This window comes from Pseudomonas sp. GG8, assembly GCF_052976945.1.
The window spans coordinates 2,307,480-2,334,409 of sequence record NZ_JBRIIP010000001.1 but is presented as its reverse complement, the minus strand read 5'-3'; the positions used below and the strand labels follow the sequence as shown (position 1 = coordinate 2,334,409).

The following is a 26,930-nucleotide window of genomic DNA, read 5'->3' as shown; positions in this document are numbered from 1 at the left end:
CAGATCACATTCGCCAGAGGTGATCACCGGAAGGCTACGCTTCAGGATTGCCTCGTCGCTCAGCGATTCTCATCGTCCCAGTCCACAGAATGAGTCAACAGATAGCTGCTCACGGCGGCACCTACAGTCGGAAAAAACGCGTGCTCGCCAAGCCGTGCGAACAGCCCAAAACGCTTGAGTTTGTCCTTGACCGGGTCTTTCATTTCAGCAACGCACAACTCGATTTCAGCAGCGTGCAGGGTTTCGATCAATTCAGCCAGCATGTCGGCAGACGTCACGTCCACACTGGTGACCGGCTCCGCCGCAACGACCAACCAATACACGGGAGTAGGGGAGGCAGCCACCGCATCCAGCACTCGATCCTGGAACAGCTCGGCATTGGCGAAAAATAAGGGGGCGTCCCAGCGAAACAGAACCAGCCCTGGGATCAGGCGTGCGCCTGGATAGCGCTTGAGGTCATGGTAGCCCTGAACGCCCTTGACGCGTCCAAGAACCGCTGAATACGGACGCCAGCCATCCCACAGGAATTCGATGACGGCAATCACGATCGCAAGGCCAATGCCCTGAATCGCGCCGAACACGGCCACGCCAACCGTACAGACAATTGACAGCCAGAACTCCCAGCGCTGGATGCGATAAATTCGCTGCAGGTCGCTGATCTCGATCAAGCCAATGGCCGATGCAATTACCACAGCAGCCAATGCGCTGGTGGGTAGATGCTGCAGCATGTCTGGCGCCATCACCAGCAGCAAGGCCACGGCAAGCGCGCCGACGACGCCGGTCAGCTGGGATCTCGCGCCTGCCGCCTCGGCCACAGGCGTACGTGACGAACTGCTGGAGATGGGAAGGCCCTGAAAGAGTCCTGCGGCCAGGTTCGCGATGCCAAGCCCCACCATTTCCTGGTTCGGGTCGACATAGGTGCGGGTCCGCGCCGCATAGACACGCGAGAGTACGCTGGTGTCGGCGAACGAAATGAGGGCGACGGCGCAACCGCCGATCAGGACGGGGACGATATCGGTGGTTTTGATCCAGGGGATGGCGAACGCAGGCAGGCCTTGCGGAAGGGAGCCAAGGGTCAGCACGCCAGCGCGGGCGTCAAGGCCCAGCACGCCAACGACAACGGTCGCCCCTGCCACGGCGATCAAAATGCCAGGCAGGCGCTGGTTGCCCTTGAGCAGCAGGATTACTGCCAGTGTGACCGCACCGACCATGAACGTGGTCCAGTTGGTCTTTCCCTCCACCACCTCTGTGGCGATGGCCCACAGGTTTCTCAGCGGGCCGTCGGTTTCGATCGAAAAGCCAAAGAGTTTGGGCAGTTGGCTGATCAATACGGTCAGGGCTATTCCGTTCATATACCCGTAGCGGATTGGTTTAGAAAGAAGCTCGGTGACGAAGCCAAGACGCGCTACCCCGGCCAGGATGCATACCGTTCCCGACACGATTGCCATCATCCCCGCAAGGACGACCGCACGCTGTGGGTCGCCGCCGGAGAGTGGCAGGATGACGGCGAGGATGACTGCAACCAATGAGGAGTCTGGGCCCAGCACGAGTATCCGACTAGGCCCGAACAACGCGTAAGCGAGTAGCGGGACGATGGTCGCGTACAGGCCATAGATGCCGGGGAGGCCTGAAGCTTGCGCGTAGGCGATGCCGACAGGCACCAGCATTGTGGTCAGCACCAGTCCGGCCATGATGTCGTGCCGCAACCAGGCTATTTGGTATCCGCGCAGCGTGTTGAGCCCAGGGATCCAGCGACCCCAACCGGCCTGATCGCCCGCCTTCACTCGCAGTGCAATCCGCCCCGGTTCCGGGGGGGGCGAAGAATTAGAATCGCTCATAAAGCCGTGGCCCCCCAGGTGAGCAGCACTGATGCGTTGAAGTAAGGGCAATCGCGCTTTGAGTTGCTGAAAAAAGCATAGCTGCTCGCGCAGCGTACGCTTCCAAGGCTTCGGTGAACATCTTGCGCGGGCAATGGAGGTCAAGCGTTGAATCGAGTTGTTTTCGATCAGCGCGACGCTCGCGATGGACGCATAACATTAAGCGTTGAAATCAGAAAAGTGTGTTGCCCGAACGGTTAAGTAGAGCCTCTGACTTGTTGCTTTTTGAGTGGTTTAAAGGGGCAGGAATCAGACCATCAATTGAGTTCAAGCTGTCCGCTAAAGGCGGCCCGCCACCGCATTGGCTATGCTTCGTCGAGATATCACACCTCGACGATTTCCCACATGGCTGGGGGGCGCAAAAGCGTCAGTAGTGCCAGTCGCAAATGCGGCAAAGGAGCACTCGAAATGGCATCTAGAACAGGTCGATCCAAAGGCAAAGAGGTCAGCAGTGCCGCTGAAGCACCAGCCACTGACGCTGCACAAAAAAAGGCGACAAACAAGGTACAGAAAAGCGACGTCGGTAAAGCCACTCCAAAGAAAACCTCATCTGCTCGCACTTCCGGAGCGGCTCAGGTGCGCGTGTTGAATGTCAGGCCTGACGGGCTGGACTTCCGAGACAGCATGTATGTCCCCACCTTGGTGGAGGTTCCGATACGAAGGGAACTCAGCGACTACCAGAAGGCAGGTGTACCGATTCTGGACCAAGGGCGTGAGGGCGCCTGTACCGGATACGGTCTTGCGACAGTTGCGCACTATCTCTTTCGTACCCGTAAGTACCAATCTGACCAGACTCAGGTGAGCCCACAGATGTTCTACGACCTGGCCCGTCGCTACGATGAGTGGGCCGGTGTGGACTACGAAGGTTCAAGTTGCCGTGGCGCAATGAAGGGTTGGTACAAGCACGGCGTTTGTACGGCAGCGCAATGGCAGTCCAAAAGCAAGGTGCCGGCGCTGACCGAAAAACTTGCGCAAGAGGCGGCATTACGTCCGTTGGGCGCATATTTCCGTGTCAATCATACGGATATCGTGGCCATGCACGCTGCAATCGCCGAGGTCGGCGTGTTGTATGCCAGCGCCACTGTACATGCCGGATGGAGCGAGGTCAGTGCTGACGGCTATATCCAGCCGTCATCGGATATCCTCGGTGGCCATGCCTTCGCGATCGTGGCGTATGACCAGGACGGCTTCTGGGTTCAGAACTCCTGGGGGGAGGCTTGGGGCCTCGGAGGGTTCGGTCGCGTGCGTTATGACGACTGGCTCACTAACGGGTTGGATGTCTGGGTAGCGCGGCTTGGCGCCCCCATCAACGTGACAGCGGTGGCGCGTATTGCCAGCCCGACAATCGGTACTGCGGCGGTGTCTTCCAGTGAGACGCTCAGGGAAATTCGGCCGCATGTCATCAGCATCGGCAATGATGGCGCGCTCGACCCTCGCGGCGACATTGGCACCACGCTCGGCAGTGTGCGCGAAATTCTCGACGTGGACTTTCCACGAATCACCGAGAAGTGGAACAAAAAGCGCATCGTCGTCTATGCCCACGGCGGGCTCGTCAGCCAGGCCAGCGCGATTGAAACGGTCGCGGGCTATCGACAGACCCTGCTTGATGCAGAGTGCTATCCACTGGCATTTATCTGGAAAACCGACTATTGGACCACCCTGAGCAACATGCTGGCTGACGCAGCCCGGCGCCGGCGCCCCGAAGGCGTCCTGGACGCAACAAAGGACTTCATGCTCGATCGTTTGGACGATGCTCTGGAACCCATTGCGCGCCTGCTGACTGGCAAATCCGAGTGGGATGAAATGAAGAAAAACGCGCTGCTTGCCACCGTTAGTGCCGAGGGTGGTGCACGGGTGGTAGCCGAGGGGCTCGCGGTGCTTGCGAAACAGGGCGTAGACATCCATCTGGTGGGACACAGTGCCGGGAGCATTTTCCTCGCGCCGCTGGTGCAATACCTAGTGTCAAAGGGTGCCATGAATAGTGGTCCGATGGCAGGTAGCAAGGTGGACGGACTTGGAGCAACGGTTGCCAGTTGTCACCTGTGGGCGCCAGCCTGCACTGTGAAGCTGTTCCAAGAGACGTACCTGGAACCCATCCGTGATAAGCGCATTGGGCAGTTCGGCCTGTTTACCCTGACGGACCAGGCCGAACGCGATGACAATTGCGCGCATGTCTACAACAAGTCTCTCCTCTACCTGGTGTCCGATGCCTTCGAGGATCAGGTCCGCATCCCACTCATTCGTCCCGATGGTGAGCCGATTTTGGGCATGGAGAGTTTCATTCGAAGCGATCCGGCACTCAGCGGGCTGTTCCAGTCGGGAGCAAACGCTGATTGGGTGCGTGCGCCCAATGACCTGCCAAAGGGTAATCAAAGTGCCTCCCAGGCGCGGCATCATGGCGACTTCGACAATGATGAGGCCACCGTCCGGGCCACACTGGCTCGCATACTGGGTCAGCGCCAAACGCCCCAGTCCATGGCTATTCCGCAATCAACTTCCGAGCTAGCGCAGCGCCGGCGGCAGGTGGACCGGGCCAGCACAATCGGACGCCGGTAGCTGTCCACAGGCCTCTTGTGCCAGCGCGATTTCAAGGTGTTGAGTCTGAGGATACGTCTGGGCGCGCTTCCACACATCAATCAACTCTTTGGCAGGGATGCCTCACTCCAGATGCGTTGAGTGCAGTGCGGAACCAATACTCACGCATCTGCATTTCAGGCCAGAGTGTTAAAAAATGTTATTTTAAAAAATAACTTCACATAATCAGATCATTGATAGATTATCTGACCAGCCTTTACGACAACCTGAAAACAAGACAAAACAGGATTGCCTCGATGTTCGACAAGGACCCTATTCACGCGTTGAGCGACAGCATCGCGGGCAACGCTTACGCCCTCAATGCCCTGAATAATCTCTACAACGTGGCCTGCCGTCTGCGCCTTACTGGCGCGGAATAAGCCGCTGTTTCCCTTTGGAGTACCCCATGAATAACAAAAATGTCGGTGTGGTTGGTTTGGGCGCGATGGGCCTGGGCATTGCTCGTTCGTTGTTGCGTAGCGGTTTCAATGTGCATGCCTGTGATGTGCGCGCTTCAGTGACGGAGCAGTTTGCCAGCGAGGGCGGCGTAGCCTGCTCTTCGCCATCTCACATGGCCGCTGAGTGTGACGTGATCATTACCGTTGTGGTGAACGCTGACCAGACCGAGGCAGTATTGTTTGGAGAAGGAGGGGCCGTGGCCGCGCTGCGTCCTGGCAGTCTGGTGATCGGCTGTGCCACCGTGGCGCCGACCTATGCCGTGGATTTGGGACAGCGCCTGACTGAGAAGGGCCTGCTATATCTGGATGCACCGATCTCCGGTGGGGCGGCCAAGGCTGCTGCGGGTGAGATGACCATGATGACCTCGGGCCCGGCGGATGCCTATGCCAAGGCCGAAGCGATTCTTCAGGGCATGGCCGGCAAAGTCTATCGCCTGGGTGACGTTCATGGTTTGGGCTCGAAGGTCAAGATCATCAACCAGCTCCTTGCCGGGGTGCATATCGCGGCCTCTGCCGAAGCCATGGCGTTGGGCTTGCGTGAAGGGGTCGATGCCGACGCACTTTACGAAGTGATCACCCACAGCGCTGGCAACTCCTGGATGTTCGAAAACCGCGTGCCGCACATTCTCAAGGCCGACTACACGCCGTTGTCGGCGGTGGATATTTTCGTCAAGGACCTGGGCCTGGTGCTGGATACCGCGCGGGCCAGCAAATTCCCGCTGCCGCTGTCGGCCACCGCTCACCAGATGTTCATGCAGGCTTCCAGTGCGGGCTTTGGTCGTGAGGACGACTCGGCGGTGATCAAGATATTCCCGGGTATCGAGCTGCCGACAGCCAAGCCTGAGCCTGTTTGAGGAATGCACCATGAACACATTCACTGCACGGCCATTGCTGGGCTGTATCGCCGACGACTTCACGGGTGCCACGGACCTTGCCAACATGCTGGTACGCGGCGGTATGCGCACCGTACAAAGCATCGGTATTCCGAGTGCTGACGTCACTACCGGGCTAGACGCCGATGCGATCGTCATTGCCCTGAAATCACGCACCATTCCCGTCTCCGAAGCGGTCGAGCAATCCCTTGCGGCGCTGGCGTGGTTACGTGAGCAAGGCTGCGAGCAGATTTTCTTCAAGTACTGCTCGACGTTCGACTCCACCGCAGCCGGCAATATCGGCCAAGTCAGCGAAGCGCTGCTGGCCGCGCTGGACAGTGACTTTACCCTGGCCTGTCCGGCGTTCCCGGAAAATGGTCGGACCGTTTTTCGCGGTCATTTGTTTGTACAGGATCAGTTGCTCAGCGAGTCCGGCATGCAGCATCACCCGTTGACGCCGATGACCGATGCCAATCTGGTTCGGGTTCTGCAATCGCAGACCGGCCTGAATGTCGGCCTGTTGCGCTACGACACTGTCTCTCAAGGGGTCGACCAGGTGCGTGCGCGCATCGCCGAATTGCGGGCCCAAGGTATCGGCATGGCAATCGCCGATGCCTTGTCGGATAAGGATTTGTACACCCTGGGTGCCGCCTGCGCCGATCTGCCGTTGTTGACTGGCGGTTCGGGATTGGCGTTGGGCTTGCCCGAGAACTTCCGCCGCGCCGGCAAACTGCGTGACTTTGACGTCTCGAAGCTGCCGGCGGTGTTGGGCGGTGAAGTGGTGTTGGCCGGTAGCGCCTCCGTGGCCACCAATGGTCAAGTGGCAGCCTGGCTCGAAGCCGGTCGGCCAGCCCTGCGGATTGACCCATTGGCTTTGGCAGCTGGCGAACCCGTAGTGTCCCAGGCATTGGCCTTCGCCCGGAACAACGAACAGACGGTATTGATCTACGCCACCAGTTCGCCGGAAGAGGTCAAAGTGGTGCAGCACCAACTGGGTGTCGAGCAGTCTGGCAGTCTGGTTGAGAACAGTTTCGGTGAAATTGCGCAGGGTTTGCGCCAGAGTGGCGTGCGCCGCTTTGTGATCGCTGGGGGAGAAACCTCGGGTGCCGTGGTTCAGGCGCTGGGTGTGCAGTTGCTGCAGATAGGCGCGCAGATTGATCCGGGTGTGCCGGCGACTGTCAGCAACACGGATGAACCACTGGCCCTGGCACTCAAATCGGGCAACTTCGGCAGCCGGGATTTCTTCAGCAAAGCCTTGACGCAACTGGCGGGAGGCGCGCAATGAGCAAGGAAAACGCATTGCGCGAAGAAATCTGCGAGGTTGGCCGTAGCCTTTATCAGCGCGGTTACACCGTCGGCAGCGCAGGCAATATCAGCGCCCGCCTGGAGGATGGCTGGTTGATAACGCCGACGGATGCCTGTCTTGGGCGCCTCGATCCAGCGACCATCGCCAAGGTCAATCTGGCTGGCGAATGGGTGTCCGGAGACAAACCTTCAAAGACTCTCGCGCTGCATCGCCAGGTCTACGACCGCAACCCGGGCGTCGGTGGCGTGGTGCATACCCACTCCACCCATTTGGTGGCGTTGACGCTGGCGGGTGTCTGGCATCCAGACGACATTTTGCCGCCCTTGACGCCATATCAGGTCATGAAAGTCGGGCACATCCCCTTGATTGGCTACCAGCGACCGGGCTCGCCGAAAGTCGCCGAGCAGGTCGCGCAGTTGGCCAATAGCGTTCGTGGCGTAATGCTCGAAAGGCTGGGTCCTGTGCTCTGGGAGAGTTCGGTATCCCGCGCAAGCTATGCCCTGGAAGAGCTTGAGGAAACTGCCCGGCTCTGGTTGATGAGCAATCCCAAGCCTGATCCGCTGGACCGGGCTGCGCTGGATGAGCTGCGAGAGATTTTTGGTGTGCACTGGTAGAACGCAGATTTAACACGGTAGATCGATAAAGCAGGCCCTGTCCCGGGGACTCGCAACGAGCCTCGAGGGCTCCGGCTGGCCTGACAAAACAATAACAATAGGAAATCCAAGCATGACTAACCTTCACTGCGGCATTTTCAGATTCAGTGGCAGAACCGTTTCGTTCACCCGGCGTGGGGGGCTTCTGAAATGAGCCCGCTATTCCTGATGATGACCGCCGGACTAGGGATAGCGCTGTTGTTATTCCTTGTGCTCAAGTACAAGTTCCAACCCTTCGTGGCGTTGATGCTGGTGAGCATTCTGGTGGCGTTGGTGGCCGGAGTGAAGCCGGCCGATCTGGTCGCTACCATCGAAGGCGGCATGGGCAAGACCCTGGGCCATATCGCGATCATCATTGCCTTGGGCGCGATGATTGGGCGGATCATTGAGCTTTCCGGCGGTGCCGAGGCGTTGGCCAAGACCCTGATCACGCGCTTCGGTAATCGACGTACGCCCCTGGCGCTGACGGTTGCCGGGTTTATGGTCGGGGTGCCGGTGTTCTTTGAAGTCGGCGTAATCATCTTGATGCCACTGGCCTATGGCGTTGCCCGCACTGCGCGTAAACCGCTGCTGGTGTTTGCGCTGCCGATGTGTGCGGCCTTGCTGACCATCCATGCCTTCCTGCCGCCACATCCAGGCGCAGTTGCCGCTGCCAGCCAGTTGGGCGCCGATTTGGGTCGGGTGCTGATGTTCGGCCTGCCAATGACTGCGCTGCTGTGCTACATCGGTTATCGCGTAGCGGGGCGCATGACCCGTCGGGTGTACCCAATGACCGATGATATTCGTGCCGAAGTGTATGGTCCGCATGTCACCAACGAGGATCTGGCTGCTTGGTCCAATGGCAACGGCAAGAGCATTGAACGCGCCGCTGTGGCCGCGTCCCACATGGGCCTTGAAGAATCCACCAACAGCATTGTTTCCAAACTGCCACCAGCTCCACCACCGGGTTTCGGTTTGATCGTCAGTCTGATCTTGCTGCCGATTATTTTGATTTTGCTGGGTACGCTATCGACTTCGTTGCTCCCGCCCGAGTCGACCCTGCGCGGGATCATGACTGTGCTTGGCGCGCCGCTGGTGGCGCTGCTGCTGGACACTTTGTTGTGTGCCTGGCTGCTAGGATCGCGTCGTGGCTGGAGCCGCACTCAGGTGTCCGACGTGATCGGCTCGGCGTTGCCCGGTGTAGCGATGGTGATCTTGATTGCCGGTGCTGGCGGTGTATTCGGCAAGGTGCTGGTGGATACCGGCATCGGCGCAGTGGTCTCCGATATGTTACGCACCACCGGTCTGCCGGTGCTCGCTCTGGGCTTTCTACTGACCATGCTGTTGCGCGCGGTCCAGGGGTCGACCACGGTGGCCCTGGTGACCACTGCTGGTATCATCAGCCCACTGATTGCGACCCTCAATCTGACCCCGAACCACATGGCTCTGCTGTGCCTGGCCATGGGCGGTGGCGGGTTGGCAATGTCCCATATCAATGATGCCGGCTACTGGATTTTCACCAAACTGGCTGGGTTGAGTGTGGCCGACGGCCTGCGTACCTGGACCGTATTGACCACATTGCTCGGTACGCTGGGTTTCTGCATTACCTTGCTGATCTGGCCTTTTGTCTAACCCTCTATCCAAGGAGCTACCATGCCTCGTTTTGCTGCCAACCTCAGTATGCTCTACCCGGAACATGAGTTTCTGGATCGCTTCGCCGCTGCAGCCGCCGATGGTTTCGAAGCGGTGGAGTATCTGTTTCCCTACGATTACAGCGCTCAGGAACTCAAGCAGCGCTTGAGCGACAACGGCCTGGTGCAGGCGCTGTTTAATGCGCCGCCCGGCGATTGGGGGGCCGGCGAGCGGGGCACGGTGTCGTTGCCGGGCCGTGAAAGCGAATTTCGCAGTGGTTTTGATCGGGCGCTGGAATACGCCGCGGTGCTGGGTAACTCACAAATTCATGTCATGGCTGGCCTGCTGCCCTCCGAGAATGACCGGGCTCGGCATCACGCCATTTACCTGGAAAACCTGGCCTACGCGACCGCCCAGGCGGTCAAAGTCGGGGTCACGGTGTTGCTGGAGCCCATTAACACCCGAGACATGCCACGCTTTTTCCTTAACCGACAGGATCAGGCGCAAGCCATCTGCAAGGAAGTGGGCGCCAGTAACCTGAAGGTTCAGTTCGACTGTTACCACTGCCAGATTGTCGAAGGCGATTTGGCCAGCAAATTGCGACGGGATTTTAACGGTATTGGCCATATCCAGATCGCGGGCGTGCCGGACCGGCACGAGCCGGATCTGGGAGAGGTTAACTATCCCTATCTGTTCGAGTTGATCGATAAGTTGGGCTATGACGGTTGGGTAGGGTGCGAATACAGGCCGCGCGGCAACACGTCAGTCGGTTTGCAGTGGCTGCGGGACTGGAACGCTCGCTAACGCGCAAAGCCTTACACGCTGTCATCAGAAGGCAGCAGCAGTTCAACCCCCTGTTTGCGGATGCTGTCGGCTGCGGCAGGGGTCAGCGCGTCGTCACTGATGACAATGTCGAACTGCTCGATCCCGGCAATTTTGTACATGCTGAACGTGCCGTACTTCGAGCTGCTGGCCACCAGCACCACTTGCGAGGCCGATTGCATCGCGACTTGCTTGACCTCGACCTTCAGCGCCGAAGGCGTTGTGAGGCCGCGACGAAAATCCCACGAACTGGTCGATATGAAGGCGATATCGGTGACGATCTGGCGCAACGTGGCCACCGCCAAACCGCCTACGCATGAATGGTTGGAATGATCCAGCTGTCCGCCGGTATGAATGACGGTGACATGGAGCGCATCCATCAACGCCAGGACAATCCCGAAGTCGTTGGTCACCACGGTCATGCCGGACAGCACCTTGATAAAAGGTACGATTTCCAGAGTGCTGGTTCCGGCATCCAAGTAAATCGTCATGTCGGGGTGCAGTAACCGGGCGGCCAGTTTTGCCATCGCCTGCTTCTGCGGCAATTCGACGACCGCTTTGAGTTGATGGCTAGGCTCGCTGTGCAACTGGCTGGCGATCCGCACGCCACCCGTGACCGAGTAAGCACGTCCTTCCTGTTCGAGCAGCGCGATATCGCGGCGTATGGTCATGTGCGAACAGTCGAACATTTCCATCAATTGATGAACACTCAGCACCTGATGCTTGCGTAACTGCCGTAGCATGAGCTCACGGCGCTGCTCAGGGATCATCGGTGCGCCGCTTTCGGCGGCGATGTCCTTTTGACTAGACATTCGAGCTCCAGAATGAAGAAAACCGCAGAAAAGAAGCGCGGAGCAAATATAGTAGCGAATCTACAGGCAAGGAACGACACGTTTGACTTTCCGAGCGAATGCGCCGGGATGCCAGTCATTTAATGGGCTTTGAATAACTTACCGCCATCTGTCTTCGCCCGACAGTCTTCACTGGCGTGGGACGCTCTAAGGTAGAAGCATGAAGCACATCGTCACCGTTTTATCAGCGCTTGCTATCGCTGTCGGCCTCCTTGGTTGTATCAGCGCCCCGATCGCAATGACGCCACAGACTGAGCAGCGTTTGCACGCACAAGCCCCTGTCCGTTTTTTGCTGACCTTTGATGACGGGCCAAGTGCGTCCAGTTTTTTTAATCCGACGCTCTCCGTTCTCGACGATCTTGCCCACAATCCAGTGCAGCCGGGCATCAAGGCAGTATTTTTTGTGCAGACCCGTGCGGCACGGGCGGGCGGCAGTGAATTGGGCCGAAAAATCATGCACCGTGAATATGACGAAGGTCACGTGCTGGGCTTCCATACCGCTACGCCGGGGCATACCAATCATCGTTCTCTCAGCCCGGAAGAGCTGGAACAGTCGCTAACGGAAGGCAGTGCAGACATCGCTGCGATCACCGGTGCACCACCCGTGTTGGTGCGCCCGCCATTCTGGAACTACGATAAGCGCACCTTCGCCGCTTACCAGCAGCATGGCATGCATGTGTTGCTGACCGATCTGAGCGCGAATGACGGCAAGATATGGGGCTACAATTTCAGCCTGCGCAGACGGTCCAGCATGCTGAGGCAGTTGTCCGAAGTACGCGAGCGGATTGCAGCAGGTGAGTTGCCAGCGGTCGATGGCGCTATTCCGGTGGTAGTGACGTTTCACGACCTCAATCGCTACACCGCTCGGCACGCGCAGGAATACCTGCAGATACTGATCGACAGTGCGCGCGAGACGGGTCTGACAACCGCAGCCAAGCCTTTTTACGATGATCGATCAGCGTTGCAGCATGCCGTCATGGCGCGCACCGTCAGGGACAGTTCTGAGCCTGTTCAGTTGCCTGGGTTCTGGAGCTGGTTCTGGGACAGTAATTCGCATTAGTTTCAGGGGTTTATGACGGTTGAAAAACCTCGCACATGTGATCGGCGCCTAGCGCGCGAAATGGCTGCTTTATCAACTGATTGTCGAGAGCCCGAGAGAGCAGGGTATGGAATTATTTTCTGCCAGCGATTGACATGCTATTCGAACAAGTCCAGAATTGCGTCCATTCCTGATGTGGGAATGTAAAAAAACCTATAGATTTCAAAGGGTTGGAAGCTAGATTAGATTCAAGTTTTCAGCTCATGTGTGTATGCGTTCAATGTCAGCTGTATCGACGTTGTACGTTTGGGGCCGAGTAGCAAAATGGTTATGCTGCGGATTGCAAATCCGCCTACGCCGGTTCGATTCCGACCTCGGCCTCCATCATAAACAAGCTCCGTAGATCCATGATTTACGGAGCTTTTTTATTGGTTTCGCGCGCAATATTTTGTCGCATTGACGGGACCAGTAAACTTGCTTCACTGGGTAGGGATGTATATATTCCCTGCACATCGCGCTACCGCCCGAATGGCGAAATTGGTAGACGCAAGGGACTTAAAATCCCTCGTTCGTAAGGACGTGCCGGTTCGACCCCGGCTTCGGGCACCATTTAAAATCAAGGGCTTACACGCGATATCGCATGTAGGCCCTTGTTTGTTTCTGGTCCGCAATTCACCTAGATATCCGATCACGCTTCAAGTGAGGAGCTTCTTGAGCCATATTGAGCCGCTGGATTTATTGGCTCAGGCAATCAGAACGTGAAACCGGGGGAGAGGTTGATGTCATCCATAAAAAGTCCAACTGCCATTATGGCGGCTGACGCTTCGAAACGGGCCAAGCCGAGCAGCTACCCTGAACCGTTCGCCTCGCTTATGTCGGGCAGGATCAAACATCCGCTGGGCGATATTTTCGGCATCAAGAACTTTGGTGTAAACCTGACTCGACTGTCACCGGGCGCGGTATCCGCGCTGCATCATTGCCATTCCCGGCAGGACGAGTTCATCTACGTCCTTGAGGGCGAACCCACGCTATTCACCCATGAGGGTGAAACCAGGCTGCGACCCGGTATGGTGGCCGGGTTTGCGGCAGGCGTGACGCCGCACCATCTTGAGAATCGCACTGAGTCCGACTGTGTGATTCTGGAGGTGGGGGATCGCGCATCAGGCGACACAGTGAGTTATCCCGATGATGATCTTGAGGTGGCGCTGCAAGCGGACGGCCAGTGGCTGTTTAATCATAAGGATGGCAGCCCCTACTAAATCATCGCCCTGCCAATGTTTTCGCCAAAAATGGCGCTGTCTTGCTCGGTTTAACATGGGCAACGGTCTCTGGTGTGTCATGAGACACCAGCATGCCGACTTGGTCGCCCCCGGGCCAGCGTGCTGACCAGTCGTCGTTTCTGGTTAATCTCAAGCATTCTAATCTCCGATTTTTTTTGAGAAACTTTATGGGTCAATAACACAATGGTGGCCAGGCCAATGAATGAGATAGGCTTCAGGATCAGGCAAGAACGCAAACGGTTAGGGTATTCGCAACGGGAAATGGGGCTTCTGGGCGGCGTTGCTGTAAACGCGCAAGGCAAGTATGAAAGCGGCGAGCGTGTGCCTAAGGCCGATTATCTGGTCGCCTTGGCGAACGTGGGTGTCGATGTCTTGTATGTTCTGACTAACAAGCGCAACACAGGTGTCATTGTCGATAACACCTTGAACACAGTAGCGTACGCCGCGCCGCCTGACGCATTGTTCGTCGAGGTTCAGCACGCGGTTCGTCATTTCCTATTAAAAATTGAAGAGTTGTCGACCACCTACCAGGTCAACGGCAACGCCACTCAACCCTACTTGTGCGCTACGCCAACACCGCTACCGACTTGATCTGTGCCCATAGATGTTGGCCCGGGTACAGGCGCATTTGATCGCGGGAGTAACGGGTAATCCGCGCGAGCAATGGTGTGCCGGCCGCGTCGAGCCGAACCAGCACGTGCGCCCTGTTGTCGGCAGCAATTTCGCTGATCACGGTCACAGGCAATCGGTTGAGAATGCTGCTTTGCTCATCGGGTTGCAGGTTCAGGCTCACGTCCCTGGCTTGCACCTTAAAACGCAGGGTCTTGCCGACCGACAGGGGTGAATGCGCGACACGAACTATCAGGTCGCTGCCAGGCAGGTGCAACGTCAGCAACTGATAGTTGGGGTCATAAGCGCTGACGATGCCTTCGACCACTACGCCGGCATCGTCGCCTGTCGCCATCGGCAGGTCGAGGCGCGCCAAGGTTTCACCGATGGGACCGCTGGCCAAGGCTTTGCCCTCGCTTAACACGACTATGTGATCGGACAGCCGTGCAACTTCGTCCTGAGAGTGGCTGACATAGAGCATGGGGATTTCCAGCTCATCGTGAAGGCGCTCCAGGTACGGCAGGATTTCGCTCTTGCGTTGGGTGTCCAGCGCCGCCAGAGGTTCGTCGAGTAATAACAAGCGTGGGCTGGTCAGCAGGGCGCGAGCGATACCGACACGTTGTCGCTCGCCGCCGGACAGGTTGTCGGTGTGGCGCTCGAGCAGATGATCGATACCCAGCAATGTGCTGGCTTGATCCAGTTGTACCTTGCGCTGACTGCTCGCAACACGCCGCAGTCCGAATTCCAGGTTGCCCCTCACCGACAGATGCGGGAAGAGACTGGCCTCCTGAAACACATACCCCAGCGCACGTTTATGTGGCGGGAGGAAAATGCCTCGGGCGTTGTCCTGCCAGACTTCACCATTAATCTGAATGAAGCCCTGTCGCGCTTTCTCCAGCCCGGCGATACAGCGCAAGCAGGTGGTTTTTCCTGAGCCGGAGTGGCCATACAGCGCCGTCACACCATGGCCCGGCAATGCGAGGTCGACATCCAGATCAAAACCGGGATAGGCCACTTGCAGGCGCACCTGTATCTGCGAGGTCATCGGCTCAACTCCAGCTTGCTTTGGTTTTGCCGCTTGAGTACAGCGCCAGTAGAACCAGGAAAGAAAATACCAACATCACCCCGGCCAGCCAATGCGCTTGCAGGTATTCCATTGACTCGACGTGGTCGTAGATCTGCACGGAAACCACGCGGGTTTTTTCCGGGATATTGCCACCGATCATCAGTACCACGCCAAACTCGCCCACGGTATGGGCAAAACCGAGAATGGCGCCCGTTATAAAGCCGGGGCGGGCCAGTGGCAACATCACACTGAAGAAGGTGTCCCATGGGCCGGCGCGCAGGGTGGCTGCGACCTCCAGCGGTCGCTTGCCAATGGCGGCGAAGGCATTTTGCAGTGGCTGTACGACAAAGGGCATCGAGTAGATGACGGAGCCGATCACCAGACCGGGGAAGCTGAAGGTCAGCGTTCCAAGGCCGATACTCTGGGTGAAGTGACCGACCATGCCGTTAGGCCCCATCGCCAGCAGCAGGTAAAAGCCAATGACCGTTGGCGGCAGCACCAGCGGCAGAGCGACCACTGCAGCCACCGGGCCCTTGAGCCACGAACGGGTGTGCGCCAGCCATAAAGCGATGGGCGTACCGATAAGGAGCAGGATGACCGTGGTCAATGACGCCAGTTTCAGCGTCAGCCAGATGGCCGCGATATCGTCGCTGTTCAGTGGCATTAAAACTGATAACCGAACGACTTGATCACTACGGCCGCTTTTGGCCCTTTCAGGTATTCAAACAGCGCCTTGGCTGCAGCGTTGTCCTTGCCTTTGTTAAGGATGACGGCGTCTTGTTTGATTGGGTCATGCAGATTGGCCGGTACGATCCACGCCGAACCACGGGTGATCTGACCGTCCTTGTAGATCTGCGACAAAGCAACGAAACCCAGTTCAGCATTGCCGGTAGAGACAAACTGATACGCCTGAGTAATGTTCTGGCCAGTTACGATTTTGTCTTTGGTTGCGTCGGTGAGGTTGAGCTTGCTGAGCACTTGGGTCGCGGCAAGGCCGTAAGGTGCTGTTTTAGCATCGGCAATGGATAAATGCTGATACTGGTTGGCCTTGAGAACGGCGCCTTTATCGTCGACATAGTCTTCTTTGGCAGACCATAAGGCCAAGGTGCCGACAGCGTAGGTGAAGCGAGAGCCTGGGACAGTATCGCCTTCTTTTTCCAGCTTGGCCGGGGTGGCATCATCGGCAGAGAGGAGCACTTCGAACGGCGCGCCATTTTTTATCTGGCTATAGAACTGGCCTGTCGCACCGTAGGCAGCAATCAGTTTATGCCCCGTGTCTTTCTCGAAATCCTTGGCGATGGCCTGGATCGGTGCGGTGAAGTTGGCAGCAACGGCCACGTGTACTTCGTCGGCGAACGCTGCGCTCATGGTCAGCAGGGTACTGACAGCCGTCAGGGATTTGAGGATGACGCCAAGGTGTCCAGTGCGCATAAAGGCTTCCATAGTCTTTGTGGGTGGGGCGGGTGACTGCCTGACACCTGCCGCTATATAGCAGAGTATATAGCGGCTGATCATCTTAGCGCCTGGTCAATTGTTCCAGCGCTTGAGTGGCCAGTAGACGGGTCAATACGTCTGCCGACAATTCATGTTTCAGCCCGACCGCCTGACCGGCCCAGAGATTCATGAAGTCGCCACTGCCTTGCGGTTCGGATTTGGCGCGCAGGGGCATCAGCGCGCCGCCGGCCAGGGGGAAAGCGGGTGCGACATCACTGATCGGGCCCAGTTCGCGCATGATCCGGTTGACGATGCCCCGTGCTGGCCTGCCGGTGAAAATGTTGGTCAGTGCCGTCTGGCTTCCTTTGGCGCTACGCAGGGCCTGGTAGTGCGGTTTCGTCACCTTGGCTTCCGGGCAGAAGAGATAGGCGGTGCCCAGTTGGACAGCCGATGCCCCCAGCGCGAATGCCGCGACAATGCCGCGCGCATCGCCAATACCTCCTGCAGCAATCACCGGCACGCCGACGGCGTCTACTACCTGCGGCACCAACGCCAGGGTGCCGACCTGGGTGTCGAGGTCCTTACTGAGAAACATCCCTCGATGACCTCCGGCTTCGTAGCCCATGGCGATGATAGCGTCACAGCCGTTTTGCTCCAGCCAGACAGCCTCCTCGACGGTGGTGGCAGAAGAAATGATCTTGGCTCCGGTCGCCTTGACCCGATCCAGCAACGCTTGCTCTGGCAGACCGAAATGAAAACTGATGATCTCGGGTTTCAACGCTTCAATCAGCGCGCAACTGGCGTCATCGAAGGGCGCACGTGCGGACACTGGTGTGGGCGCTTCGAAGTCAGCGCCCAGCTCGGTGTAATAGTCTTTGAGCGTGTTTTTCCAGCGAGCCTCTCGGGTTGGGTCGACAGCGGGTGGTTGGTGGCAAAAGAAATTGAGGTTCAATGGACCGTTGGTATTTTGGCGGATCAATGCCACTTCTTCGCGTATCTGATCCAGAGTCAGCGCGGCGCAGGGCAGGGATGCCAGCCCCCCGGCGTTGGCGACGGCAATCGCCATGGCTGAGCCACTTGCCCCGGCCATAGGCGCTTGAAGGATGGGGAGTGTCACCCCGAAGAGATCAAGAATACGGCTATCAGGCCAAGTGCTCATGGTGGTTTCCTCCGAAATAGAACGACAGGCAGGCCGCTATTGAACGGGCAGGGGGCACCCTTTGCAACTGAGGTGTTTGGAATGAGCTACTTTTGGCCGTGAGGTGCTGCACCCGGGCCCGACAGATCGGTGGCGAACCGCGCCTTGGCGATCCTCCACACCAGGATCAAACGACCTCGCCAGCTGGAAGGGAAACCGGCCTGTATGTGCTTGAGTCGCTCGCCTTCGGACTGTCCGCGTAGCTCGTTGGAGATCAGCCAAAAGGAAGGCTCTAATTGCTTTATGGCTTTGCCTCGCGTTCCAGCAGTTGTCGTTTACGTTCCACTCCCCAGCGATAACCTGAAAGATTGCCGTCGCTGCGCACCACCCTATGACAGGGGATAGCGACGGCCAGCCAGTTAGCCCCGCAGGCCTGTGCAACGGCGCGAAAAGAGGTGGGTGCGCCAATCCGTTGAGCAATCTCGGCGTAACTGGCTGTGCTACCCACCGGGATTTCCCTGAGTGCCTTCCACACCCGTTCTTGAAACGCCGTACCGCGCAGGTCCAGTGGCAAATCAAGGCCGATGGCAGGCATTTCAATAAATCCAACGACCTTTGCAATCAGTTGCTCGAAATCGGCATCGCCACCCATCAGGTTGGCGTTGCTAAATTTGTCCTGCAGATTACGCACCAAGGTGTTCGGGTCATCACCCAGCAGAATGGCGCATACCCCGCGTTCGCTTTGCGCTACCAGAATCGAGCCCAGCGAGCATTCCCCAACCGCGAAGCGAATGTCGTTATTCACGCCGCCTGCGCGATAGTCGCTGGGTTTCATGCCAAGCATCGTGTCCGAGGCCTCGTAAAAGCGGCTGTTTGAATTGAAGCCTGCCTCGTAAAGAGCGTTGGTGATCGATCCCGGGCGGCTCAAGTGCTCGCGCATTTTTCGTGCGCGATGGGCCCGTGCATACCCGTTGGGCGTCAGGCCGGTGATGGCCTTGAAGACCCGATGGAAGTGATAGGGACTCAAACCGACGTTGTCTGCCAGTTGATTCAGGCTGGGCAGGCGATCGGCCTGTTCGATTTGTCGGCAGGCCTCTGCTACCAGGATTACATGCTGCGCGAAGACGCTGGTCTGATCCGCTGCGGCCCGTTTGCTCGGGCGATAACCTGCGGCTTCTGCGTCTGTGGCATTGGCGAAAAACTCGACGTTCTCTGGCCGTGGCAGGCGCGACGAACTGCTTGCCCGACAGTACACGCCGGTGGTTTTCACCGCGTAAACGAATTGGTTGTCCGCCGTCGCATCCCTTGCCAACACCGCAGCCCAGCGGGGATCGTTTTCCGTGATCTGCTTATCCTGCTGTGATGTGCGTGGATTGACCGTACTCATGCGTGTGTACTCATCGTGAAGGCGATTACTGACAAGGTTATCGCGCAGGCAGGCAGGCGGCACTCCGAAGCTTGCGCTTGAACTCCCTGCTGACAGCCGTCAAACATTCAGCATTGGCGGCAATGTGCCCAATAAGGAAACAGCTGCAACGGCTGCTATGCCGAACAGGCATTCGAGGGCCACACTGGTGCGCAACAGGTTGAGCCGATCACTGTTGCTATTGAGCAGTAATCTATTGGTCAGTGCTAATAGCAGCATGCACAGCACGAGACACACCTTGATCATCAGGATCAGCCCAAACCCGGAAAATGCTGGCTCGGGCCAAACGGCGCCGCTCATTACCCTGACATTGATTAGCCCAGTGGTAATGATTGCAGCCACGAGACCATAACCGATGCCGCTGAAGCGCCGAAGCAAGTGCTGAGCGTTTCCGGCAGACGGTTGCGCCAGCAGCAATGACAGCAACAATATCCCTCCTAGCCAGGCGCCGACGCAGCATAGGTGAATCATCTGATTGAGAATCATCAGTCCACCGCTCAGGCCGTCGAACATCGCACCGTGCCCGACCGGTGCCAGTGTCGCCAATAGCAACGTACTCAGTGCCAGCCGCAGGTTGGGTGAAGAAAACCGTCGCGAGGCAAGGCTTATCAATAGCAGCGCGCTGAAGAGCAGATGCCCGCTCCAGACCTGACCGAAAAATGTATTGCGGAGCACCAGCATCAGGGTTGGCGGATCAAGTCCGTCCTGCCAGCTACCTGCCATGCTGCCGGCAATGAGCACAAGCCACAGCAGGCTGCTGGCCAATGCCACTGACGTCAGCGAGCGAAGCACCCATGTGAGCTTCGCGTCCAGCGTGGCTGTTGCTGCTTCAATCAGCAACGGTTTGAATAGCCATGTCCGAAACAGGCAGATACCGAACAGCAACAACACCACGGCAAAGTGCGCGAATCGGCACAGGATCAGTGCACTCGACATTGGGTTACGGGCTTACTTTGAAGGAGTATTCGCCCTCGCTTTTATGAGTGTCGACCGACACAGCGTGCCATTCCACCTTGTATTCGCCGGCAGCGATGGGCGTGGCAGGGGTGATAATCAAAACTTTCTTATTGTCGGGGTCAGTCGCAACGGTATTAACGATTACCGTTTTACCGCCGTTCGTGGTGAGGCTGACTTTGGTGAACTTGTCCTCGACACCCTCGGAGAAATTCAGGCGCAGGTCCTTGGGTGCTGTGGTGGTGCTGTCGGCAGCCGGCTCTTCACTTTTCAGGTTGGCGTGGGCAAAGACGAAGGTGGCGCTAGCGACGGAGATAAGCAGGGCGAACGATGTCAGGACTTTCTTGAAAAGCGGGGCAAACATTAAAAATACCTTTTTCAGAGGGCTGGATCGTTAAGCAATGCGTGCTAATAAAACAGAAACGGGCGAACGACTCCAGACAAGAAATCCATGCAGACCTCGTCGCGGCCATCAGGCGATGGCGCTAGACCGCTAGCCGAGCACACGCGTGCGGATGAATTTATTCATCAGTCTTACAGGTTTTTTCGCCCGGCCGGCAGCATGCGGCGCAACGTCGAATCTTTCAGCAGATAGTGATGCCCAAGGGCGATGCAGGCATGCAGGCCGGAAAGGATAATGATGGCCCAGGCCACCGTCCCATGCAGGTCACCCAGCGTGCTGCTCAGCGCATGATCGATGATGAATGGAGCGGGCACCGAGAACAGGCCGAAAAAGCTGAAGGGTTCGTCTTGCGCCCAACGGAACCCAAAGCCCAGTACGACTTGTGCCAGCAACAACGCATAAAGGCCAAGGTGCGCGAGCGTCGCCAGCAGGTGAGTTGTTCTGGACGTGATCACGGGTAGACGATTGCCGCCGAACAAGCGCCAGGCAATCCGCGCGACGATCAGCACCGCCAGCGCAATCCCTAGTGAGATATGCACCGATTGCAGGCCTTTGCGCAGGGGCGTGCCTTTCTCAAGGATGTCCCATACCTGTGCGCTGGCGAACAAAAAAATCACCAAGGCTACCGTTAGCCAGTGGAAAGAACGGGTCAGTCGGTCATAGCGTTCAGCATTTGGAGTGGTATGCATGGTCAGCTCTCTGTAGTGATACGTACTTAACGTCCGAGGGTGAAGATTTATTTGAAGACTATATAGGTAATTTGTGATCAACCCGAATCGCATCCGCAGGCCCACGAATGGTTATTCTAGGACTATAATTTTTGGCGTGGGCCGGCGTTGTCCATGAGCCCATTGCCCAGTCGTGAGGTAAACCTATGAACATCGGGATGATTGGCGCTGCGACCGTGGGGGAAACGCTCGCGGCAGCGTTCATTCAAGCAGGGCATGACGTGGTGCTCAGTAATCGCCGAGGTCCTGGGAGTCTGGCGTCATTGATTCATAAGCTGGGATCCAAGGCAAAGGCGGGCACTCTGGAGCAGGCCGCTGCTTGCCCAATCGTCGTGCTGGCGATTCCCTGGTTCAACGTGGCAAGTGCCTTGCCGGCGCTGCCGAAGTGGGAAGGGCGCGTGCTGATCGATGCGACCAATACCTTTCTCCACTACTTTCCGGATTTCAGGGTTGCGGACCTGGGCGAAGACAGTGGCAGCGAAATTGTCGCCCGTCTCGCGCCGGACGCTAAAGTGATCAAGGCGTTCAATACGTTACCCATAGCGGGCTTTTTCCTTGATGCGCCGGCTGGTTACAGGCGCGTGGCGTTTCTGGCAGGTGACGATGCCCAGGCCAAGGCGTTGGTCAACGGGCTGATCGAGTCCATAGGGTTGGCGCCCATGGACCTTGGTGCACTCGCCAGTGGCGGCCGATTGATGCAACTGGGTGGAATATTCAACGGAGTCGAGTTATTAAAAGCCCGCGACCGATAATGGAAGTGCGTGCCAGGCTCCGGTTTTCAGGCATTAAGTAACGAAAGAATTTCCTTTTTCTTCAATTGGTTAGCAACAGACGTTGTGGTGTAGAGTGGTATTTTCCAGTCACTCAAGACAGGTTGTCCATGTCGCTGCCCGAGGTTCAGAATCCGTTGGCGCTTTACTTGGCGCGTCTGGCACCATCGAGCCAATTGACGATGAAATATGTGCTGCAGGATGCAGCGGATCGTCTGGGTTTCGTCGAGATGGACATCCACGAGGTGCCGTGGCATCAATTGCAGCCAGGCCATGTCATCGCCCTGGTCGCTGCGCTTCGCGAAGACGGCTATGCGCCCAATACCTCGTCGTTATACGTCAATGCCATTCGCGGCGTGACCAACGAAGCCTGGCGACAAAGCCTGATCAGCCATGAGCACTTGCTCAAGATGCGCTCGGTCAAACCCATGGCGGGGACGCGTCTGAGCAAGGGCAAAAATATTCGACGAACGCTGATTCGGGAACTTATGGACGTGTGTGCCGCCGACCCTCGTCCGCAAGGACGACGCGATGCAGCGATCATTGCCATTCTGTACGGATCAGGGATGCGAAAGTCCGAGTCGGTGAACCTGGACCTGGCGCAGATCGACTTTGCCGAACGCAGCCTGCAGGTCACGGGCAAGGGCAACAAACAACTGATCAAATACGCGCCGACCTGGGCATTCACAGTTCTCAATGATTGGCTGGAACTGCGCCGCTCATGCTTACCCGAAGGTCAGAGCGACGATGCCTTCCTGTTCAACCGCATCCGCCGTGGCAGCCACATCACCCGTGACAGGATCACCAAACATGCGATCTACTTCATTGCCAAGCAGCGCGGTCGGCAGATTGGCATGGACATCATGCCCCATGACTTTCGGCGCTCATTCATCACGCGAGTGATCGAAGAGCACGATCTGTCGATTGCGCAAAAACTGGCGCATCACACCAACATCTCGACCACCGCCAGCTATGACATGCGCGGCGAAAATGAGCGACGTCGGGCGATTGATCGGTTTGATCTTTAACCTCGGCAGCGTATCAGGTGCTTTGCAGGCCCAGGGGTATTGGGACCACATCGGATGAACGTGCCTTTGATGGCGGCGTGTATTGTGAGTCACTCTGTTTCATGACCGTCCGTAACCCCGCATGAGCGTCTGCTCAGGCTTCGCTACTCTTAAAATATGGACCGCTGGAACTGCTGAATGCACGTCAGGCGGCATGAGCGCCAGAAGCAAAAGTCTGGCGACGAGGACGCACGTTGAAAAGAGGAATGAATGATGAAGATGCTACTGACGGTCGAATTTCCTCATGAACCCTTCAATTCCCTCGTCAGAGCGGGGAAGGTGGGCGAGATTATTGGACGTATCCTGGAAAGCATCCATCCGGAGGTCGCTTATTTTACTGAGCAAGATGGAATGCGTGGCGGGATTTTTCTGGTCAACGTAAAAGACCCGTCCGACGTCCCCGGGTTTGCGGAACCCTTTTTTCTCAACTTCCAGGCTGACTGCAAGTTCCGCATCGCGATGAGCCCGCAGGACTTGCAAAAGTCTGGTCTGGAGGCGCTCGGGAAAACGTGGGCGTGAGAAACGGTCGGTGGGGTCGGTAACGTACGACCCCGATCCGGCCAAGTGCCCCGCAATTACGCATCTGCGAAAGCTTTATGTCAGGCACTGAACATCGCTGTATGAGCGACTGTTCAGCTTCACTAATGTTGGCGTCTACGATGTCCACTCGCATTTAAAGGCAACCCACGGTGAGGGGGGATACGGCCGTATTGTTCAATTATTACGTCAACGGATAATGACTATCACATGATCGGGGTTAAATAGCGGCCCGCAAAAATGTTAAAAGTTTGAGGGAAGGGGCAACCCCCTGAACCGAGAAGATAAAAATAGGGCTAAAAAGCCTGTTATTACCGGACGTGCAACTCCGGTCTCACTGTGTTAGCTGACCTGCCATCGCTCAATCCACTGTTTCATCCTTCGCCTGAACCCAGGGGAAACTCTATTGCTCAGGTATTGGATGACGGCGGACTTTATTTTGAATCAGGGGAAAATGAATGATGTGTGTGAAGTGGAATCTCGTGACCCTTGCGGTCTCGCTCGGGGTCAGTCAGTTAGTATCGGCCGCGCCGGTGACGGATCAGGCCGATGCCAAGGGATTTATTGAAGACAGCAGTCTCAATGTCCACCTCAAAAACTACTACTTCGACCACGATGGTAAGGATGGCGGTGCAACCAATAAGGACTGGACCCAAGGTGTACTGGCTAACTACAGTTCGGGGTTCACTCAGGGGACGGTTGGGTTTGGGGTAGAGGTGTTTGGTAATTGGGCCATCAAACTTGATGGTTCGGCGGACACTAACGGCACGGGCAACTTACCGGTGCGCCATGATGGATCCCTGGAAGATGAATACGGCACGGTGGGGGGCGCACTGAAAGTCCGGATTTCCAAGACCGAACTTCTTTGGGGCACCCTGCAGCCGACAGCACCTGTTTTCGCCGCGGGTGGCTCACGCTTGTTTCCGCAGACGGGCACCGGCTTCAATGTGCTGAGCAGCGAAATTGCTGGCCTTGATCTGGATGCCGGGCACTTCACCGGCGGGAACGGTCCGGTCACCACCAATGGCAGCCACGAACTGTTTGCCGCCTACGCTAACGTCGCTGCCGACAGCATTGATTATGTCGGTGGCAAATACGCGGTTTCGGACAGCCTGACCTTTAGCCTGTACGGCTCGGAACTCAAGGATATCTGGCGTCAGTACTACGGGAACGCCAACTATACGTTGCCGATCTCGGAGCTACAGTCAGTGAACTTTGATTTCAACATCTACCGTACCAATGACGAAGGACAGGCCAACGCCGGTAGCATTGACAACACCACCTGGTCGCTGGGCGCGGCTTACTCGTTCCTGAGCGCGCATACCGTCTCACTTTCCTATCAAAAAGTACGTGGCGATACTCCGTTCGACTACGTCTCGTTCGGTCAAAACGGACCTGGCGACACGTCGGACTCGATTAGCCTGGCCAACTCGATTCAGTATTCAGACTTCAACGGTCCGGGGGAAAAATCCTGGCAGGCGCGCTATGACCTGAACATGCTGACCTATGGGGTTCCGGGCCTGAGTTTCATGGTTCGTTATGCTCACGGTGACAACATCGACGGCACACACATGGCGGCTGATAGCCCTTATCGTACTTACAATGGCACCGGTTATGGCGCAGACGGTAAACACCATGAAACCAACCTTGAAGCCAAATACGTTGTTCAGACCGGTCCGGCTAAAAACCTGTCCCTACGGATGCGTCAGGCGTGGCATCGTGGTAATGCCGATCAAGCCGAGGGTAACGTTAACGAGTTTCGTTTGATCGCCGATTACCCGATCTCGATCTTCTAAACCGTCAATCACGACAGCGAGGCTCGACGCTACAATAGGCGAGCCGAGTTTTGCTCGACGGGGCTCATAGAGAGAGGCAGCCGTTTGCCGGTGACGGCAACGCGCTGCCTTTTTTGCCTTTAGATGTTCAGTACTGCCAGGGTTCCGAGCACTAAACAGCGGTATTCAGGAGGAATTTTCTATCTGGCACGTGCCTTGCTGTATCTGATCCAAAAATGCATTCCAAAAAATGCGCCACTTCACGGGAGTCGTTGAAATGAGCACTATCACTGGTTTGGGCAGGTACGACCTTTCGATCCCAATACCAAGCGCTGTATCGACCACGTCCAACTCAGACAGCTTTCTGAGTCTTTTAGATTCTACGGTTCAAACGGAAAAGGTCGGCAGCAGCGCCTCGTCCAGTTCCAGTGCCTCTAGCCAGCAGCAAGATGAAGACCGCCAAGAAGCCTTCGCGAAAATGATGGTCAGTCTGCAAAACGCTAACTCGCTGGTGGCAACGCACACGGCATCTGACAACAGTAGCTCCGGTGTTGGACAGGTGGGTGCCAGTTCGCTGAACGCTTCAGTCGACGCAACAGCAGGGTCGTCCGCGACTAAAAGCGCGCTGGATGAATTCAAGGATTACATGGCCCTGACGCCGGCACAGAAGATGCGTTACAGCACCTTGAAAGGCATGGGACTCACCGAGGCTGATCTTAAGGCCATGCCTCCTGCAGAGCAGGCCAAGGTTGAGGCCAAAATAGCGGAAGTGCTCAAGAAACAGACTGAAATGCAGGCCAGCGCAAGCACCGGCACAGACTTCAGTTCGGGTTCAAGCGCCAGCGCTGGAAATCAGGGACAGTCGCTGGTGAACGCCGCGCTATTGAATATGACCCAGTCCCTCGATCAGGAAAAATCCAGGCTCGGTTTATCCTGAATCAGGTTTAAGGCTACAAAGCTTTGCACCTGATCTTTCAGGGGCAAAGCCTGATCTTCTGTCCTTCATTCATCGGTGAGCTACTTAGCGGTTTTAAGCCAGAAACTGCTCGGTCGACACCACTCTCGCGTAACCAAAGCCCAATGCGGACATGAACGCTGCATGCACATGGGCCGCGGGCACCGTCAGGCCGTTGAACTCCACGTCGCAGGAAGCGCAGGCATCATGGATTACCGTGGCTTTATAGCCAAGGTCGGCGGCGGCGCGGGTGATAGCGTCGATACACAGGTGGCTCATGCTGCCGACAATGACCAGGTCCTCGATGGCATGGCGTTCAAGCACTGTCGCAAGATTGGTTTCGAGAAACGAATTGACGTGGTGCTTGAGTATCACCTGCTCATCAGGCAGATTTTGCACCTTGGGATGCAGGTGCGCGCCTTCAGAACCAGGGGCAAAGAACGGTGCATCGTCACTGGTGAATTCGTGACGGATATACACCACCAAATCGCCCGCAGAACGGGCAGCGGCAATAATCCTCGCTGCATTGTCGGCGGCGGCGTCAACGCCACTCAGTGGCCACTTTCCTCCAGGGAAGTAGTCATTTTGAATATCGACTACGATAAGCGCTTGTTTGGACATGGGATGTTCCTCAATAGTGTGGCCTGTGTTCCGTGGGGTGAAGTATTGGCTCTGCAGCGCTGGCTGAGGATTGGCCGGAACGACAATATCGAGGGGTAAACTGA

At 57.0% G+C, this 26,930-nt stretch carries 26 protein-coding genes and 2 tRNA genes; 17 read left to right on the top strand and 11 right to left on the bottom strand.

The window, feature by feature from the left end; translation table 11 throughout:
• Positions 1–59: 59 nt before the first annotated feature.
• Positions 60–1,838, bottom strand: coding sequence for a SulP family inorganic anion transporter (locus ACVBEG_RS11220; protein WP_447107697.1), 1,779 nt, complete (start codon positions 1,836–1,838; stop codon positions 60–62).
• Between the two features lie 447 nt (positions 1,839–2,285).
• Here ACVBEG_RS11220 and ACVBEG_RS11215 point away from each other — a divergent pair, with 447 nt between their 5' ends.
• The 7 genes from ACVBEG_RS11215 to otnI all read left to right on the top strand — a co-directional run bounded on the left by ACVBEG_RS11215 (position 2,286) and on the right by otnI (position 10,155).
• Positions 2,286–4,433 (top strand): C1 family peptidase, encoded by a 2,148-nt coding sequence (locus ACVBEG_RS11215; protein WP_447107696.1) that lies wholly within the window; start codon positions 2,286–2,288, stop codon positions 4,431–4,433.
• A 275-nt stretch (positions 4,434–4,708) separates the two neighbouring features.
• The gene (locus tag ACVBEG_RS11210; RefSeq protein WP_322179237.1) at positions 4,709–4,831 is read left to right on the top strand and encodes a hypothetical protein; all 123 of its coding nucleotides are present in this window, start codon (positions 4,709–4,711) and stop codon (positions 4,829–4,831) included.
• A gap of 26 nt (positions 4,832–4,857) precedes the next feature.
• The gene (gene ltnD / locus ACVBEG_RS11205) at positions 4,858–5,763 is read left to right on the top strand and encodes an L-threonate dehydrogenase (protein ID WP_322179238.1); all 906 of its coding nucleotides are present in this window, start codon (positions 4,858–4,860) and stop codon (positions 5,761–5,763) included.
• Positions 5,764–5,773: 10 nt separating this feature from the next.
• Entirely contained in the window at positions 5,774–7,066 is a 1,293-nt protein-coding gene (gene otnK, locus ACVBEG_RS11200) for a 3-oxo-tetronate kinase (protein ID WP_447107695.1), read from the top strand.
• On the top strand, positions 7,063–7,701 hold the full coding sequence (gene otnC, locus ACVBEG_RS11195) for a 3-oxo-tetronate 4-phosphate decarboxylase (protein WP_322179240.1): 639 nt from the start codon (positions 7,063–7,065) through the stop codon (positions 7,699–7,701). Before otnK ends, otnC begins: the two co-directional genes overlap by 4 nt.
• A 189-nt stretch (positions 7,702–7,890) precedes the next feature.
• The gene (locus tag ACVBEG_RS11190; protein ID WP_447107694.1) at positions 7,891–9,351 is read left to right on the top strand and encodes a GntT/GntP/DsdX family permease; all 1,461 of its coding nucleotides are present in this window, start codon (positions 7,891–7,893) and stop codon (positions 9,349–9,351) included.
• Positions 9,352–9,372: 21 nt separating this feature from the next.
• Entirely contained in the window at positions 9,373–10,155 is a 783-nt protein-coding gene (otnI, locus tag ACVBEG_RS11185) for a 2-oxo-tetronate isomerase (RefSeq protein WP_322179242.1), read from the top strand.
• Between the two features lie 11 nt (positions 10,156–10,166).
• On the opposite strand, the gene ACVBEG_RS11180 is transcribed toward otnI, so the two are convergent.
• Positions 10,167–10,985, bottom strand: coding sequence for a DeoR/GlpR family DNA-binding transcription regulator (locus ACVBEG_RS11180; protein WP_447107693.1), 819 nt, complete (start codon positions 10,983–10,985; stop codon positions 10,167–10,169).
• Positions 10,986–11,184: 199 nt separating this feature from the next.
• Here ACVBEG_RS11180 and ACVBEG_RS11175 point away from each other — a divergent pair, with 199 nt between their 5' ends.
• The 5 genes from ACVBEG_RS11175 to ACVBEG_RS11155 all read left to right on the top strand — a co-directional run bounded on the left by ACVBEG_RS11175 (position 11,185) and on the right by ACVBEG_RS11155 (position 13,934).
• The gene (locus ACVBEG_RS11175) at positions 11,185–12,084 is read left to right on the top strand and encodes a polysaccharide deacetylase family protein (protein WP_322179244.1); all 900 of its coding nucleotides are present in this window, start codon (positions 11,185–11,187) and stop codon (positions 12,082–12,084) included.
• 289 nt (positions 12,085–12,373) lie between these two features.
• Positions 12,374–12,447 (top strand) — tRNA-Cys (locus ACVBEG_RS11170).
• 138 nt (positions 12,448–12,585) lie between these two features.
• Positions 12,586–12,672 (top strand) — tRNA-Leu (locus tag ACVBEG_RS11165).
• A 170-nt stretch (positions 12,673–12,842) separates the two neighbouring features.
• Positions 12,843–13,322 carry a cupin domain-containing protein gene (locus ACVBEG_RS11160; protein ID WP_322179245.1) on the top strand — a complete coding sequence of 160 codons (480 nt, stop codon included), beginning with the start codon at positions 12,843–12,845 and terminating at the stop codon, positions 13,320–13,322.
• 219 nt (positions 13,323–13,541) lie between these two features.
• Complete coding sequence (locus ACVBEG_RS11155) at positions 13,542–13,934, top strand: helix-turn-helix domain-containing protein (RefSeq protein WP_322179246.1); 393 nt, start codon at positions 13,542–13,544, stop codon at positions 13,932–13,934.
• Here ACVBEG_RS11155 and modC read toward each other — a convergent pair.
• The 8 genes from modC to ACVBEG_RS11115 form a co-directional block, all read right to left on the bottom strand.
• Positions 13,909–14,997, bottom strand: coding sequence for a molybdenum ABC transporter ATP-binding protein (modC, locus tag ACVBEG_RS11150; protein ID WP_322179247.1), 1,089 nt, complete (start codon positions 14,995–14,997; stop codon positions 13,909–13,911). The genes ACVBEG_RS11155 and modC overlap by 26 nt on opposite strands.
• A gap of 4 nt (positions 14,998–15,001) precedes the next feature.
• Positions 15,002–15,682, bottom strand: a complete 681-nt coding sequence (gene modB / locus ACVBEG_RS11145; RefSeq protein WP_322179248.1) for a molybdate ABC transporter permease subunit — start codon at positions 15,680–15,682, stop codon at positions 15,002–15,004.
• Positions 15,682–16,386 (bottom strand): molybdate ABC transporter substrate-binding protein, encoded by a 705-nt coding sequence (gene modA / locus ACVBEG_RS11140; protein WP_407074622.1) that lies wholly within the window; start codon positions 16,384–16,386, stop codon positions 15,682–15,684. Before modA ends, modB begins: the two co-directional genes overlap by 1 nt.
• A 148-nt stretch (positions 16,387–16,534) precedes the next feature.
• Positions 16,535–17,611: an NAD(P)H-dependent flavin oxidoreductase gene (locus ACVBEG_RS11135; RefSeq protein WP_322179250.1), complete on the bottom strand. Its 1,077-nt coding sequence runs from the start codon at positions 17,609–17,611 to the stop codon at positions 16,535–16,537.
• A gap of 280 nt (positions 17,612–17,891) precedes the next feature.
• Positions 17,892–18,977: a bifunctional DNA-binding transcriptional regulator/O6-methylguanine-DNA methyltransferase Ada gene (ada, locus tag ACVBEG_RS11130; protein WP_322179251.1), complete on the bottom strand. Its 1,086-nt coding sequence runs from the start codon at positions 18,975–18,977 to the stop codon at positions 17,892–17,894.
• 99 nt (positions 18,978–19,076) lie between these two features.
• Positions 19,077–19,952 carry a copper homeostasis membrane protein CopD gene (gene copD, locus ACVBEG_RS11125; protein ID WP_322179252.1) on the bottom strand — a complete coding sequence of 292 codons (876 nt, stop codon included), beginning with the start codon at positions 19,950–19,952 and terminating at the stop codon, positions 19,077–19,079.
• A 4-nt stretch (positions 19,953–19,956) separates the two neighbouring features.
• Entirely contained in the window at positions 19,957–20,334 is a 378-nt protein-coding gene (gene copC / locus ACVBEG_RS11120; protein ID WP_322216418.1) for a copper homeostasis periplasmic binding protein CopC, read from the bottom strand.
• Positions 20,335–20,504: 170 nt separating this feature from the next.
• Entirely contained in the window at positions 20,505–21,062 is a 558-nt protein-coding gene (locus ACVBEG_RS11115) for a cytochrome b (RefSeq protein WP_322179254.1), read from the bottom strand.
• Positions 21,063–21,247: 185 nt separating this feature from the next.
• Here ACVBEG_RS11115 and ACVBEG_RS11110 point away from each other — a divergent pair, with 185 nt between their 5' ends.
• The 5 genes from ACVBEG_RS11110 (at position 21,248) to ACVBEG_RS11090 (ending at position 26,187) form a co-directional block, all read left to right on the top strand.
• Positions 21,248–21,853, top strand: a complete 606-nt coding sequence (locus tag ACVBEG_RS11110) for an NADPH-dependent F420 reductase (protein ID WP_322179255.1) — start codon at positions 21,248–21,250, stop codon at positions 21,851–21,853.
• A 128-nt stretch (positions 21,854–21,981) separates the two neighbouring features.
• Positions 21,982–22,899 (top strand): site-specific integrase, encoded by a 918-nt coding sequence (locus tag ACVBEG_RS11105; protein WP_219061829.1) that lies wholly within the window; start codon positions 21,982–21,984, stop codon positions 22,897–22,899.
• A 252-nt stretch (positions 22,900–23,151) separates the two neighbouring features.
• Positions 23,152–23,457, top strand: a complete 306-nt coding sequence (locus tag ACVBEG_RS11100; RefSeq protein WP_322182681.1) for a panthothenate synthetase — start codon at positions 23,152–23,154, stop codon at positions 23,455–23,457.
• A 476-nt stretch (positions 23,458–23,933) separates the two neighbouring features.
• Positions 23,934–25,271, top strand: a complete 1,338-nt coding sequence (locus ACVBEG_RS11095; protein ID WP_322179256.1) for an OprD family porin — start codon at positions 23,934–23,936, stop codon at positions 25,269–25,271.
• A gap of 256 nt (positions 25,272–25,527) precedes the next feature.
• Positions 25,528–26,187 carry a hypothetical protein gene (locus ACVBEG_RS11090; protein ID WP_447107692.1) on the top strand — a complete coding sequence of 220 codons (660 nt, stop codon included), beginning with the start codon at positions 25,528–25,530 and terminating at the stop codon, positions 26,185–26,187.
• A 93-nt stretch (positions 26,188–26,280) separates the two neighbouring features.
• Here the strand turns inward: ACVBEG_RS11090 and ACVBEG_RS11085 are convergent, their stop codons facing one another.
• Positions 26,281–26,826 (bottom strand): cysteine hydrolase family protein, encoded by a 546-nt coding sequence (locus ACVBEG_RS11085; protein WP_322179258.1) that lies wholly within the window; start codon positions 26,824–26,826, stop codon positions 26,281–26,283.
• Between the last annotated feature and the right edge of the window lie 104 nt (positions 26,827–26,930).

Bases quoted from the DNA above. Each gene is read 5' to 3' on its own strand.
- ada (WP_322179251.1), bottom strand. From the start codon at position 18,977: ATGAGTACGGTCAATCCACGCACATCACAGCAGGATAAGCAGATCACG.
- ACVBEG_RS11190 (WP_447107694.1), top strand. From the start codon at position 7,891: ATGAGCCCGCTATTCCTGATGATGACCGCCGGACTAGGGATAGCGCTG.
- ACVBEG_RS11095 (WP_322179256.1), top strand. From the start codon at position 23,934: ATGATGTGTGTGAAGTGGAATCTCGTGACCCTTGCGGTCTCGCTCGGG.
- ACVBEG_RS11105 (WP_219061829.1), top strand. From the start codon at position 21,982: ATGTCGCTGCCCGAGGTTCAGAATCCGTTGGCGCTTTACTTGGCGCGT.
- ACVBEG_RS11100 (WP_322182681.1), top strand. From the start codon at position 23,152: ATGAAGATGCTACTGACGGTCGAATTTCCTCATGAACCCTTCAATTCC.
- copD (WP_322179252.1), bottom strand. From the start codon at position 19,952: ATGTCGAGTGCACTGATCCTGTGCCGATTCGCGCACTTTGCCGTGGTG.
- ACVBEG_RS11115 (WP_322179254.1), bottom strand. From the start codon at position 21,062: ATGCATACCACTCCAAATGCTGAACGCTATGACCGACTGACCCGTTCT.
- ACVBEG_RS11135 (WP_322179250.1), bottom strand. From the start codon at position 17,611: ATGAGCACTTGGCCTGATAGCCGTATTCTTGATCTCTTCGGGGTGACA.
- otnK (WP_447107695.1), top strand. From the start codon at position 5,774: ATGAACACATTCACTGCACGGCCATTGCTGGGCTGTATCGCCGACGAC.
- ACVBEG_RS11085 (WP_322179258.1), bottom strand. From the start codon at position 26,826: ATGTCCAAACAAGCGCTTATCGTAGTCGATATTCAAAATGACTACTTC.
- ACVBEG_RS11090 (WP_447107692.1), top strand. From the start codon at position 25,528: ATGAGCACTATCACTGGTTTGGGCAGGTACGACCTTTCGATCCCAATA.
- copC (WP_322216418.1), bottom strand. From the start codon at position 20,334: ATGTTTGCCCCGCTTTTCAAGAAAGTCCTGACATCGTTCGCCCTGCTT.
- ACVBEG_RS11180 (WP_447107693.1), bottom strand. From the start codon at position 10,985: ATGTCTAGTCAAAAGGACATCGCCGCCGAAAGCGGCGCACCGATGATC.
- ACVBEG_RS11160 (WP_322179245.1), top strand. From the start codon at position 12,843: ATGTCATCCATAAAAAGTCCAACTGCCATTATGGCGGCTGACGCTTCG.
- otnC (WP_322179240.1), top strand. From the start codon at position 7,063: ATGAGCAAGGAAAACGCATTGCGCGAAGAAATCTGCGAGGTTGGCCGT.
- ACVBEG_RS11175 (WP_322179244.1), top strand. From the start codon at position 11,185: ATGAAGCACATCGTCACCGTTTTATCAGCGCTTGCTATCGCTGTCGGC.
- ACVBEG_RS11220 (WP_447107697.1), bottom strand. From the start codon at position 1,838: ATGAGCGATTCTAATTCTTCGCCCCCCCCGGAACCGGGGCGGATTGCA.
- ACVBEG_RS11210 (WP_322179237.1), top strand. From the start codon at position 4,709: ATGTTCGACAAGGACCCTATTCACGCGTTGAGCGACAGCATCGCGGGC.
- ltnD (WP_322179238.1), top strand. From the start codon at position 4,858: ATGAATAACAAAAATGTCGGTGTGGTTGGTTTGGGCGCGATGGGCCTG.
- ACVBEG_RS11215 (WP_447107696.1), top strand. From the start codon at position 2,286: ATGGCATCTAGAACAGGTCGATCCAAAGGCAAAGAGGTCAGCAGTGCC.
- modB (WP_322179248.1), bottom strand. From the start codon at position 15,682: ATGCCACTGAACAGCGACGATATCGCGGCCATCTGGCTGACGCTGAAA.
- ACVBEG_RS11155 (WP_322179246.1), top strand. From the start codon at position 13,542: ATGAATGAGATAGGCTTCAGGATCAGGCAAGAACGCAAACGGTTAGGG.
- modA (WP_407074622.1), bottom strand. From the start codon at position 16,386: ATGAGCGCAGCGTTCGCCGACGAAGTACACGTGGCCGTTGCTGCCAAC.
- modC (WP_322179247.1), bottom strand. From the start codon at position 14,997: ATGACCTCGCAGATACAGGTGCGCCTGCAAGTGGCCTATCCCGGTTTT.
- ACVBEG_RS11110 (WP_322179255.1), top strand. From the start codon at position 21,248: ATGAACATCGGGATGATTGGCGCTGCGACCGTGGGGGAAACGCTCGCG.
- otnI (WP_322179242.1), top strand. From the start codon at position 9,373: ATGCCTCGTTTTGCTGCCAACCTCAGTATGCTCTACCCGGAACATGAG.